At 67.1% G+C, this 12778-nt stretch carries 10 protein-coding genes; 1 reads left to right on the forward strand and 9 read right to left on the reverse strand.

All coding sequences use genetic code 11. The annotated features are described in order from the left end of the window. From HC031_RS31800 to HC031_RS31815, 4 genes are all read right to left on the reverse strand, one after another. Positions 1–819: S8 family serine peptidase (locus HC031_RS31800; protein ID WP_167929167.1), on the reverse strand; the 819-nt coding region annotated here is incomplete at its 3' end. A gap of 432 nt (positions 820–1251) precedes the next feature. Beyond that, positions 1252–1635 carry a response regulator transcription factor gene (locus tag HC031_RS31805; RefSeq protein WP_167929168.1) on the reverse strand — a complete coding sequence of 128 codons (384 nt, stop codon included), beginning with the start codon at positions 1633–1635 and terminating at the stop codon, positions 1252–1254. A gap of 63 nt (positions 1636–1698) precedes the next feature. Continuing rightward, entirely contained in the window at positions 1699–2886 is a 1188-nt protein-coding gene (locus HC031_RS31810) for an HDOD domain-containing protein (protein WP_167929169.1), read from the reverse strand. Next, on the reverse strand, positions 2883–3203 hold the full coding sequence (locus tag HC031_RS31815; RefSeq protein WP_240943286.1) for an ATP-binding protein: 321 nt from the start codon (positions 3201–3203) through the stop codon (positions 2883–2885). Before HC031_RS31815 ends, HC031_RS31810 begins: the two co-directional genes overlap by 4 nt. A gap of 1299 nt (positions 3204–4502) precedes the next feature. Here HC031_RS31815 and HC031_RS31820 point away from each other — a divergent pair. Beyond that, positions 4503–7697, forward strand: coding sequence for a PAS domain S-box protein (locus tag HC031_RS31820; RefSeq protein ID WP_167929171.1), 3195 nt, complete (start codon positions 4503–4505; stop codon positions 7695–7697). A gap of 1053 nt (positions 7698–8750) precedes the next feature. Here HC031_RS31820 and HC031_RS31825 read toward each other — a convergent pair. From HC031_RS31825 to HC031_RS31845, 5 genes are all read right to left on the reverse strand, one after another. Next, positions 8751–9671 (reverse strand): RNA polymerase sigma-70 factor, encoded by a 921-nt coding sequence (locus HC031_RS31825; RefSeq protein ID WP_167929172.1) that lies wholly within the window; start codon positions 9669–9671, stop codon positions 8751–8753. Continuing rightward, the gene (locus HC031_RS31830; RefSeq protein WP_167929173.1) at positions 9668–10873 is read right to left on the reverse strand and encodes an NAD(P)/FAD-dependent oxidoreductase; all 1206 of its coding nucleotides are present in this window, start codon (positions 10871–10873) and stop codon (positions 9668–9670) included. Before HC031_RS31830 ends, HC031_RS31825 begins: the two co-directional genes overlap by 4 nt. A 174-nt stretch (positions 10874–11047) precedes the next feature. Further along, positions 11048–11305 carry a hypothetical protein gene (locus tag HC031_RS31835; RefSeq protein WP_167929174.1) on the reverse strand — a complete coding sequence of 86 codons (258 nt, stop codon included), beginning with the start codon at positions 11303–11305 and terminating at the stop codon, positions 11048–11050. Then, on the reverse strand, positions 11302–11853 hold the full coding sequence (locus HC031_RS31840) for a YciI family protein (RefSeq protein WP_167929175.1): 552 nt from the start codon (positions 11851–11853) through the stop codon (positions 11302–11304). Before HC031_RS31840 ends, HC031_RS31835 begins: the two co-directional genes overlap by 4 nt. Positions 11854–12017: 164 nt before the next feature. Beyond that, positions 12018–12659: a dihydrofolate reductase family protein gene (locus HC031_RS31845; protein WP_167929176.1), complete on the reverse strand. Its 642-nt coding sequence runs from the start codon at positions 12657–12659 to the stop codon at positions 12018–12020. Positions 12660–12778 lie beyond the last annotated feature (119 nt).

A 12778-nucleotide genomic window follows, 5' to 3' on the forward strand; every position in this document is an offset into this window, starting at 1 on the left:
CGATTGCGGGTTCTCCGTGTCCACCACGCTGCCGGGCACGCGCAGGCTCACGACGTGCGCGCCCGGGGCGACGAGATCCGGCTTGGCGTCGCCCTGCCAGGTGGGCCCACGCCCCGACCACGTGGCGACCACGTCGTCGGTGCGAGCGGCGGTGCCGGACTCGTCCAGACCACCCGCGGTCAACAGCACCGGGTCGTTACCCGGTGACGCCACCGTGCCCGCTCCCGGTCCGTCGTTGCCCGACGGCACGACGACCGTGATGCCGCGCTGCCACAGCGCCTCGAGCCCCTGGGTCAGCGGGTCGATCTGGTACGGCAGCGGGCTGCCGGACGCCAGCGACAGGTTGAGCACCTGCACCTCACCCGCGTGCTGGCTGACCCACTGCAGGCCGCGCAGCACGGTGATGAGGTCGGTGTTGCCCTGCGCGTCGGCGACCTTCACGTCGATGAGCTTCGCCGCTGGCGCCACACCCCGGTACGCGCCACCGGACGCGGCCCCCGAGCCGGCGATGAGGCCGGCCATGAAGGTGCCGTGACCGTAGCCGTCGCCGGCACCCTTGCCCGTGAGGTCAACATGTCGAACGACGTTGCCGGCGAGATCCGGCACGTCGGCGATACCGGTGTCCACCACGGCGACGGTGACCCCTCGGCCCTCGTTGCCGTCCCGGGGCAGGCCGAGCGTCTGCCGGACGGTGGACGCGGGGCCACCGGTGTCCGCCGCCTTCGCGGCCGCTACCCGCAGCTTCCGCTGCGGCGCCACCACCCAGGCCGGGCCGAGCGTCACACCCTGCGGCAGGCGTGCCGCGACGCCGTCCACCACCGGCAGTGACGCCAGAACGCGTCCCCCGGCAGCCGAGACGGCCTTGGCCGCCCCGTCCGCGCTCGAACCGGTTACTACGACGTCGCGCCATACACCACTGGATGCGTCCGCACTTGCGGCAGAGGCGGGCAGCACAGGGGCCACGACCGCCGCAGCGGCCGCAGCCACTAGCACCACCCGTCGAAGGCGCGGCGGCGCTTTCGACGCGCTGGTCAATTTCAGTTCCACCCTTGGAACGCACCTTCCGTTCACTGGGAGTCCGATACGGACTCCTGGCTGCCGATCGGCAACCACGAAGCGTCCATCAGCACGGTACGTGTTCTAGTGATTACGTATCGTGCACGCGATTGGTCACACTAGGTCAGGCAACAGTCGGCGTACAGACGGCCGGCCGTTTTGCACCCGTCTGGCTACCGCTCGGTTCGCCGACGCTCATGCTTCGACGGCTTGCATACGCTCTCGGAACAGTCCGCGGATGAGGTGAAGCACCTCATCCGCGGCGAACGGCTTGGCGAGGTAATAGTCGGCACCATCGGTCCAGGCCCGCGCAGCGGAGTCCCGGTCGGCCAGGGCCGTGAGCATGATCACCGGCACCGGGTCACCGTCGTGACCGCGAATGTTGCGGAGCACGCCGTAGCCGTCGAGGCCGGGCATCATCAGGTCCAGCACGACGCAGTCCGGTCGCAGGGCCTCGAACGCGTCCACTGCGGCGAGTCCGTCCGCCGCCGAACGCACCTCGTGCCCGTCCAGCTCCAGCACGTCGGTGAGCAGCTGCCGGATCGCGGGCTCGTCGTCAACTACAAGGATCTGCGCCATTAAGTCCTCTATGGTTCTCATCGGCTCGGGAGTTGCCTATCTCACGCCTGATGTGGTGATCGCTCAGCACGCGGGTGACTGTCCAGCTTGTGCCGCTGCCTCATCGGCGAGCCTTCGCCAGTCAGTGGGTTGAGCCGTCAGCTGGAGATGATTCAGGAGCTCAGCTAGTTCGTCGTCATGTGCATCGACGCCGGGTTGCCGTGCCTCGGTCTGCTGGATAAGCAAATGCGCGGCCCGGACGGCGGCCGTCACGCCCAGGCCCGAAGATGGTGGGCGATGCTCGAGATCTCGCTCGGCCACGGCCGCAACGATCGGGTACGGCAGACCCCACAGGTGCAGCAGCTCGACACCCACCTCACGACAGGACACTCCCTGACAGTCCGTTGCCGACAGGTCGACGGCTTGATTCGGGATCATCCCCGTCGCGGTGAGACGAACCAATCGGCCGACGTCCTGGAGCATCGCGGCGGCCTGCGCGTAGGGCCGGTTAGCCGGCGAGGCCATCGCACCGACAAGGTGGGCGGTGGCGACGGCATGCCGCCAGATGACGTCCAAGTCCCGCTCGACGGCAGGTCCCCACTGCTCAGCCGACCACAGCAACTGACCGGCATTGACCAGCGCATGGATGGTGGGCAAGCCGAGCGCGCTGATAGCACTGTCAACGGAGGTGACCCGGGCGCGGGCCCCGAAGAACGCCGAATTCGACAACTGCAGCAGCTTGGCCGTGATCCCGATGTCACGCGAGGCGACCGCTGCCACGTCGGCAAACTCGACATCGGCCGCTCCCGACAGCGCAGTGAGCCGCTCGATGTGTGCGGGCAGGGTGGGCAGCGAACGGACTGCGCCGGCAAGGCGGCGCGTCTCGACGCCGTGCATCGTGGAGGTTCGGAAAGTGAGCTGATCGATGACCGCGATGACGCTCTCCGTGTCAGACGGCTTGGTGAGGAAGCGGTGACCGGCAACCGCCACCCTGATTGCCGCTTCCCGCTCGGTGTGACCGGACAAGACGACCCGGGCAACCTCCGGGTGGCGTTGGCTGACGTGAGTGAGAAGTTCAGCGCCATCCATGCCGGGCATGCGCATGTCGGACACCACGACGTCGTAGGGCGACTCCGCGAGCAGGTCGAGCGCCTCGGCACCGCTCGTCACGAACGACATGTCCCATTCACCACGCTTGCTGCGCAGGGATCGTCGCAGACCGTCGAGGATGCGCGGTTCGTCGTCGACGAAGAGTACGCGTGCTTGCGTCATCCCTGCCCAGCTGCCTTGCCATGGACCGGTCGCCGGACGATGAACCTGGTGCCCTCACCGGGCGGGGAGTCGGCCTCGGTCGTGCCGGCATGCCCGCCAACGACCACCGCCCACGCCAACGCCAGCCCCTGGCCGGATCCCTTGCCGACCTCCTTCGTGGTGATGACGGGCTCGAAGATCACTTCTTGTAGATGCTCGGGAATACCGCAGCCGTTGTTGGCGATACTGATCACCGTCGTCGTACCTTCGGCGTCGCGGCCACTGTGATCATGTCTCCCGGCCTTCAATTGGCGGCATCCCGGTCCGACTCCCCTCATCGGTCCGACAATGGTTGAGTTGAGGCAACAGCGAAGACCAGCTCTGTGACGGAACGCTCATCCGCCGCGACCAACCCATATGCCAACAGAGCGTTCAGCGGCTGGCTGATGGGGTGAGCTGACCGATAGCATGAAGGCACCCAAAGTCCGCGCCTACGCCGCCTGTGTGGGCACATCCGCCGACCGGGCCGTCGAGGTGCCACGCCACACTACTCACTAGTCGGGCGGACAGGCGCTGGCTATCGGTCACCGGAGCCAGGCGAGGTTGTCATCGCGGCTCCGAGTGCGTGTGTGGTTGACCGTGCACCCGCCGTCGTCGGCCAACAGTGGCGGCCGACCGCAGCGGTATAGCCGAAGCCCGGTACACGCTCGTTGGTCTGGAGCCATCGAACTGCCGTCAAGCCTGCGCGCTCATGTCTTTGAGCGGCTTACGCAGTAGTCCAAGGGTTGGCGATGAGCGCCGGCCGCCGAACGCGGTTTGCGGGACAGGCGAGGCCGCCGATTGCGGCGCTGTCAGCTTCTGCCGAGACCGATGCGCTACTTTGGGTCGTGCCGCACACAATGTGTGGCTACATCACGATCGAGCACCCGGGGTTGGTCGTCGCCGCGCTGTAGGTAAAGCTTCGATGCTTCGACCCAGTAGCGGTCGCCTGGTTGGAGAACGACTGGACGCGCCAATATGTAGTCGTAGATGTCATCCTGACCGTGTATCTCTATCCGGGTCAGGAACGTGGTCGCCTCTACCTGAATGGGTGCGGCATACATCCTTCTGACTCTCGCATTCAACCCCATGTCAATGGCTAACCTGCTGCCCAGCTGGCGGTCGACGAGGCCCAGCCGGCGAGCAGCGATCCGCCACAGGTCCCGCCTCTCACGACCATCGTAATCGCGTACTCGTCCGTTTGACGGAGTTTCACCTGAACGAAGGACCGATCTTCTACCCTTCCCCTCATGCTAAAATCGCACGCCCCATTGGGGAGGGTGATACCGGCGCCCCAGGGCCATCCGGTCTGATAGGACCATGAGCACTGCAGTCCTTCCCGGTCGCAGCGACGGGCTGGCGTGCAACGCAACGGAAACCGCACAGCACCCGATTTCCGCCTGGAATCGTGCAGACTGCGGCCGGTGACTAGCAGGATGGGCGGTCAACCAGCACCCTGCCGTTGCCAGTCGACGGGCAGGCGCCGTCTTGACATGGCCGGAGACGGAGGTCTCCCCACAAGCCTGATCGTCGACTGCCGGCGCTAATCGTTCAAGGGACCCGCAACGCACGGGGCTGGGCTGATCGGAGCACAACGAGTGAATACGTCCCTCCCGGCCTACTTCAATGAGCACTCCCCGGCGGCCGTCGACCAAGCGGTAATCGCCACCGACTCTGATCGCCGAGTGCTGTACTGGAACGCCACCGCCGAGGAGTTGTACGGCTATACGGCGGCGCAAGCCGTCGGCCGCCCGCTAGCCGACCTCATCGCCCCTGTCCACGGTCGCAATTCGGAAGCCATTGTTCGGGCCAGCGCGCTGACCGGCGAAACCGGCACCGGCGACTGCGAGGTGCGCGACAAGGACGGCCGAATTTTCACCGTTCACGCGACGTCTACGCCGATCCTCGATAGCAGCGGAACGCTGGTCGCCGTGCTGAGCATTTCGCATGACGTCACCGAGCGCCGGTTGGCCGAGTCACGCGGCCGCCGACTCGCCGCCATTATGGAGAACCCCGACGTTGCCGTCATCGAAGTCGACGCCCACGGCGTTATACGGGCCGCCGGTTCCGCGGTCAGGGCCATCATCGGCTACGAACCGCAGGAGCTGATCGGCCGACACCTCTCCCAGCTCGCGCCGACAGAATTCAGCCACCGCCTCGGTGCCGCGATAGCCGCCGTACTGGTGGGTGGATCCCCTGGCAACCTCATAGTCAAGAACGTTCACAAAGACGGATCGCTGGTCGACGTGTCGCTGTGCCTGTCGCCCCTGCGCGACGAGGCTGGGACGATTGTCGGGATATGCGGGATGGCGCGTGACATCACTGCGGAGATGCGTGCGAAAAAGGATCTCGCGGCCAGCGAACGACTGTTCCGGGCCCGCTTCGAACAGACAGGTGTGCCGCAGGCGGTAATCTCCGGGTCCGGGCACCTCGTCAACGTCAACGATGCGCTGTGCCGCCTGTTCAAACGACAGCGCGCCGAGCTCGACGGGGTACCACTGAGCTCATTCCATCACCCCAACGACACGGGCGCCGGCGACAAGCACATTGCCGCCATGCTGCGCGGCGAAGTCGATACGGCCAGCTGGGAGCGGATCCTCGCGGCGAGGGACGGTTCGGCTGTTCCGGTGCTGATTGAAGCGGCCGTGCTCAAGAACGAGGACGGCACGCCGAACGGCGTCGCGACATTCCTGCACGACCTACGCGACCTACGTGCCGCCGAGCGGACGCTCACCCGCAGGGAGGCGTTGTTCCAGGCGCTCATACTGCGGGCCAGCGACATAGCGCTGGTGCTCGACGCCGACGCGAACCTGACATACGCCTCCCCGGCCGTCATCGCCTTGCTCGGCTACGCTCCCGAGCAGATAACCGGTCGCAGCGCCTGGGACTTCGTCCATCCCGAAGATCTTCCCGACCTCCGCCGCGTGTTCGACGCGGTGGCCGCCACCGGCGGCGCGTCCGACACCATCCTGTTCCGCGTCCTCGACGCCAATGGCGCCTGGCGGTGGATGGAACACGTCCTCACCAACTGCCTGAACGACCCCGACATCGCCGGAATCATCTCCAACTTGCGTGACGTCACCGCGCGGATCGAAGCCCAACGGGAGCTGCGGGCGTCAGAAGCGCGTTACCGGGCGATCGCGGAGACCGCACAGGAGGGTATCTGGACGGCAGACCCGGGAGGGCGCACCATATACGCCAACGACAAGTTGGCGGAGATTCTCGGCGTTCCACTCAAGGAGATCTACCAGCACCCGGTGCCGGATCTGCTCGGCCCGGGCAACGCCGTGCTGGTCGCCTCCAGGAGGCGGTGCCGGGCGGAGCGGGGTGCCGAGGAGTACGAGCTGTCCTACCCGCACCCGGACGGCCGGGACCGGGTACTGCGCTTCAGCGTCAGCCCGCTGCGTGACGACACCGGACAGGCCGGATCACTCGCGATGATCACCGATGTGACCACCGCCCGGCACGCCGAACGCGAACTGCAGCGGTGGGCGCTGCACGACGAGCTGACCGGGTTGGCCAACCGCGCACTGCTGGCCGACCGGCTGGAACAAGCGGTCGCCCGCGGTACCCGGACCGAGCGTCCAGTCGCCGTCATCATCGCTGACCTCGACCAGTTCAAGCTCATCAACGACACGTGGGGCCACGACGCCGGCGACCAGCTGCTGAAATGTGTTGGGCAGCGTCTCGTGGCCGCCGTGCGGGCCGAGGACACCGTCGCCCGGTTCGGTGGTGACTCGTTCGTAGTGGTCGGCGAGGACACCGACGAGGTACGCGCCCGCGAGTTAGCCGACCAGCTGGTGAACGCCCTAGCCGACCCATTCGACCTGGACGGTCAACGGTTGCATGCCCGCATGACCATCGGGATCGCGATCTCCCCGCCGCACCCGGCGGCGGACCTAGTGCGCTTCGCCGAGGCGGCGATGTACGACGCCAAGACGCGCGGCCGCAACCGGGTGCAGGTCTTCGACGCGACCCTCGCCGAGGAGTCCGCCGATTGGCTGACGTTGAGCAACGACCTGCGCGACGCGCTCGCACGCGACGAGCTGGTCCTGCATTACCAACCCGTCATCGACGTGGCAACAGGCCGGATGCGCGGCGTGGAGGCACTGACGCGATGGCACCACCCCAACCGCGGACCCGTGCCTCCGGCGAAGTTCGTCACCGTGGCGGAGGCAACCGGTCTGGCGGCAGCGCTCGACCGATGGGTACTGAACAGGGTCCGCCACGACGCCAGTGAACTCCGCAAGGCAATGTCCGGCATGTATGTGACGGTGAACATCTCCGCAGCACACCTCAGCGATCCTGAAGTGGAAGACGCGGTGTTCTCCACGTTAGAGGCTGGAGGCCTGTCGGTCGGCGAACTGGTGCTGGAAGTGACCGAGAGCGCCATGATGGATAACCTCGACCAGGCCCGGGCAATACTCGAACGACTCAAAGCGCACGGGGTCCAGTCCGCGATCGACGACTTCGGTACCGGCTACAGCTCGCTGAGCTACCTCAACCGACTGCCCGCCAGCATCGTCAAGATAGACCGCAGCTTCATCGAGAACATTACCGAGGACAAGGACGCGCTGGCGATCACCTCATCAGTGATCCGACTCGCTCGCAGGATGCGTATAACCACCATCGCCGAAGGCGTCGAGACCCCGGAGCAGCTCACCCTCCTACGCCAGCTCGGCTGCAATGCGGTTCAGGGGTATCTGTTCAGCCCTGCGGTTCCACCGGCCGACCTTCCGAAGGTCGTCGCCCGCCTGGCCAACTGGGACTTCGGCGCCGAACTCATTGGATGACCAAATCAGACAGCACGAGCTTCAACCCGACCGCTGCGGCCAGCTTCTGGACCACCTGCGAGCCGATCAGCCCGGTCCCTCCGATGACTCTGAGCTTCATGGCTTTCACCTTTCACGGCGTTCCGCGGGGGCATGCCAGAGTCGCCGCCTATTGCGCTCCGACTGATCTTCAACAAGGGAGCGCACGAGCGGCCGTGTGCGACCGGAAAATCGAGGTCCAGAAACGAGAAACCGCAGGCCACCGGCCTGCGGTCAACGCTGGACCTGCTCACTAGGAAACCGTTGCTCTATCCCCTGAGCTACGAGGGCGACGGGCACCAGATACCTGCCAGCGGCTATCAGCGTGCGGCAGGGACGGTCACCGCCGAGCAGCTGCGACAGCGCCGACCTGCGATCGCACACCGATCACACGAACAATCGTGATCTTGCTCGACGATCACGGGCGCGCACCATCGCGCACTGACGCGCACCGACTATTGCTGACACATCCCTCGCACGCACGAAACCTCCAGCAGCCGGAGCGTGTGCGCCACCGGGCCCGCCTTCAGACCAAACACCGCGCGGGCGGCGGCCGCCACGACCTGCAGGTCGGCGGGAGTGCAGGTGTCCGGCAGGTCGAGAGCCGGCAGCCGCAGCTCGGGCGGCCGCAGGTGGCCCTTAATGGCGTCGACGACCCGCCAGGCGATCTCGCCGAACGCCTCGGCCCGGTCGCGCTCGGCCTGGCTGGTGGTCCGCGGGCTGCGGAAGTGGGCCTACCGAGTGGACTAACGACAGGGTCATTTGACAGTGGGGAGCGATGCCCCGCTCGGTGTTGCAGCAGGCGGCGCACCACGGCGACCTCGCCAAGCGACACCTGATCAACCCCGTCCTACTGTGCATGCTCGGTGACTAACCGAGCGGCGGGTGCTCAACGCCGGCCGCGGCAGCAGCTACCTCAGCCGGACGCTGGCCAGGCGCGGCGCGCGGATCGTCGCGGCCGAGCCCGGCCAGTCGCTGTTCGACTTCGCCGGCGCGAGCAGGAAGCCGCGCAGCCGAGGGCGGTCTCGCTGGGGCTCATTGCGCCCCGATGTCGTGAGCGGTGCCATCGGCGATGGCCTGGAGCTTGTCCGGGTTGGCCACGTTGTGGATGGCGGTGATGCGACCGTCGGCGTCGAAATCGAAGGTGACAGTGGCGATCACGCGGCCCAATCCGCGTAACACGATGCCCGGCCCACCGTTGATCTCGACAAGTTGGGCGTGCATATCGGCGGGCCCGACGCCCTGGTAGGTGACGGTGCCGATGGCCGCGAACCAGGCGGCAACCGTCTGTGCGCCGACGACCGGACGCATCGCCTGGCGGACCTTGCCCCCGCCGTCGGTCCACAGCGTGACGTCTGGGGACAGCAACTCCATCAGGGCGTTGATGTCACCACCGGTCGCGGCGGCGAAGAACCGCTCGGTGACCTCACGCTGCCGCGACCGGTCCGCAGTGAAGCGCGGCCGCCGTGCCGCTACATGTTCACGAGCACGGTGCGCGGCCTGCCGTACCGCGGGTTCTGAACGCTCGACCGCCTCGGCGATCTCGGCGTGGCTGAAGTCGAAGACCTCCTTCAGCACGAACACCGCGCGTTCGAGCGGGCTCAGCGTCTCCAGCACCACCAGCATCGCCATCGACACCGACTCGGCGTCCGTCACGGTCTCGGCAGTGTCGCCGCTGGTCAGGATGGGCTCCGGAAGCCACGGCCCCACGTAGGTCTCACGCTTGTGCCGGGTGGAGCGCAGCCGCTCAAGCGCCAGGTTCGACACGATCCGCGTCAGGTACGCCTTGGGGTCGGCCACCTGCGAGCGATCAGCGGCCGACCATCTGATCCAGGCGTCCTGGACCGCATCCTCGGCATCAGCGGCGGTGCCGAGGATGCGGTAGGCCACCGAGAACAGCAGGTTGCGATGCTGGTTGAATACCTGCTGGCCGAGGTCCAGGGACCGATCGGTCACCCCGCCTCCCGGACCCGGGTGAACCGGCCGCCGTGGGGCCAAAACGCGCCCGATGCGGGCATCGTCTTCATCCGGCCGTAGGTCGGCCAGGGTGAGGCAGTCACTTTCTCCTTATACCGGGCTGCGATGCGGCCGGTCAGGTAAATCCGTCGGGGGCTGTCGTCGGGGTGCGTGAACTGCACAACACCGTCGTGCCGGCCCAGGCTCACCGGAGTGTGGTAGTAGCCGAAACGGAACGGCTTGGGTTGCTTGCCCTCCTGCGCACGGACGATCGACACCGCGGCGTGCACACCGGTCGGCATACCACCCTGGCAGGTGCCGTGCATGACGCCGTAGCCCTGCCGGATCGCAGCCGCGTCGCCCACCGCGTACACCTGCGGGTGCGACACCGACCGCAGCGCGGCGTCGGTGACAATGCGGCCGCGCTCGTCGACGGTCAGCCCGGCGGCGGCCGCCAGCGGCGACACTCGCGTACCGCTCGTCCAAAGGAACACGTCGGCGACGACGCTCTCCCCGTCCGCCAGCTCGACCGCGTCAGGCAGTACCTTCACTATCTCGACCCCGGAGCGCACCTGGACCCCCAGTCGCTTGAGCGCGGATTGCAGGTACGCCTTGGCCTTCGGGTTCATGGCCGCACCCGGTTCCTGCCGACCCAGCAGCGCGACGTTCAAATGCGGGTGCTGCTCGGCGATCTCCGCGGCCGACTCGATACCGGTCAAGCCGCTGCCACCGACCACCACAGTGCCGCTGCCCAGCCGCGCCAGCTGGTCGGCCAGCACTTCGGCATCCTGGGCGCTGTTCAGCGTGTACCCGTAGTCCTCGACACCCGGCACCGCCGCCGTGTCGGCCACACTGCCCAATCCGTACACCAGCGTGTCGTAATGCAGAACCCGCTCGTCGTCGATCCGCACGATCTTCGCCGCCGGGTCCACCGCCGTCACCCAGCCGTGCACGAACCGCGCGCCCGTACCTTCCAACAGCTTCGGGATGCTCAACTCGGCGACCTGCTGCCCAGTCGCCGTCATGGGCAGCCGCAGCCGCTCGGTGAACCGCTCCTGCGCATTCACCACGGTCACGTGCACATCCCCGCGCCGCTTGACCCGAGCCGCGAGCTGGATCGCCGCGGCCATGCCCGCGTAACCCGCCCCCAGGATCAGGACGCGGTGTGTGGGTGCCATACCCGCCTCACGTTGTGCGCTCATCGTTTCGCCCTCCTCCACTTGCTGCTGACGAACACCAGATGCACGTTGCCCGCCGCCCGTGACATGAGGTCGATGTGACGCGCGACACAGTCGAGGTCGGCAGGCCCCGGGTTGGCCGCGAGCTGCGAGTAGCCGTCCCGAATCGCCGAGCAGCCCTCGGCGGCTCCCAGACTGTCACCCCAGGAGTCTGCGGTGATGATCCTGGATCGGATCTGTCGGATGTGCCGCTTCGTAGGCCAGAAGGTTGCTGCGGTGGCTACCCAAACCACCGATACCGGCGATCGCCAGCGTCCGTATGACTGCCCACATGTACGCCCACCAGGGGGCTTCCGCTGAGAACTTATCCGGGTGGCGGGAGAAGGCATAGCCCGTGTTGAACAGCAGGGTCAGTACTGTCGTAGGGAACAGAAAACCCAGCCATCCTCGGGTCATGACGGCCGCCCGCCAAACGCCCAGTTGTGCACCTCGATGTCGACGTACCGGTCCGGAGCCAGGACGGCGCGCGCCTTGTCCGGGTCCGCCGCCCGGACCAGCACCGCCGTACCCAGCCAGGCGGCGCCGTTGTCGGACAGCAGCGGCCCGTACGCGATCAGCTCGTCCCGGTCGGGCGGCACTGCGAGGTCGGCGGCATGCCCCGCGCCGAGGCCGAGCACCAGGTACCGGTTGCCACCGGTCCGGCCGCCAGGAAAGTCCCACATGGTACGCCCCAGCATGTTGCGCCACCGGCGCAGCAGCACATCCCGGTACACCCCAGCCTGATAGTTGGGCTCGTCGAAGGCGAACGCGCGGGCGGCGGCCGAATCGGGCAGGTCGACGATGTGCACGCTGCCGGTGGGCGTGTCACCGTCGTCGGCGAAGGTAGGGCCGCGAGCGACCATAGCCGCCGCGTACCGGTCCATGTAGGACCAATGCTCTTCCAGCAGTTCACCCCGCAGCGCCCCGGCGCCGCGCCGATCACGGTGATAGCAGAAGAACTCCACGGCCCCAAATATTTACCACCGTGCCGCCAACGGCTATCAGCGTGCGGCAGGGACGGTCACCGCCAATCAGCTGCGACAGCGCTGACCGGCGATCGCACACCGAGCACACGGACCGCTGTGAACGCCTACGCCGGTGGCGTGGTCGCCATCGATACGGCCACTGTTCAGCTCGGACCGACGCCGCGGTCGTCGCGGCGCATGTCCCCGGCGCCGGGGGTCCCCGCACCCAGGCCATAACGCAGGAGCACAGCGCCTTTGGACGAGGTGACGGGCGGTTCGAGAAGCACAAGGTTGGCAGGCACCGCACCGCCGTCGAACACCTTCTTGCCAACGCCGAGCACGACCGGGAAGACCCACAGGTCGAGCCGGTCGAAGAGGCGCTCGCGCAGGAGGGTCTGCACCAGGTTCAGGCTTCCGATCACGTGGACGTGCTCATGCCTGTCACGCAGTTCGTGCACTGCGCTCACCAGGTCGGGTCCCAGCTGCCTCGAGCCCGCCCAGCCCAGATCCGGGTTGCCTCGCGAGGCGACATACTTCGGGACGCTGTTGAACAGCGTGGCGATCCCGCCGTCGACGCCGTCGGCCTGGTTCGGCCAGAACGCGGCGAAGATGTCGTAGGTCTTGCGGCCCAGCAACAGGGCGTCCATGCCCTCCATTCCGGCACCGACATGCCGGCCGACCGTCTCGTCGAACAAGGGCGCCTGCCATCCCCCGAACGGAAAGCCGTCGGGGTCCTCCTCGGGATTACCCGGCGCCTGGCCAACCAGGTCGAGCGTCGCGAACAGGTCGATGTGGATCGTGCCCATGGTGTCCTCCATAAGGTTGTAGATCGTCTGGGGTAGATGCCTCAGATGCCCGGGACGGCGGGGTGTGGCTGATGGTGTCTTGCCCCTGGTGGCCTATGAAGAGTGGCCGCCCCGCCGTA

The organism is Planosporangium thailandense (assembly GCF_011947195.1).
Taxonomy (GTDB): Bacteria; Actinomycetota; Actinomycetes; order Mycobacteriales; family Micromonosporaceae; genus Planosporangium; species Planosporangium thailandense.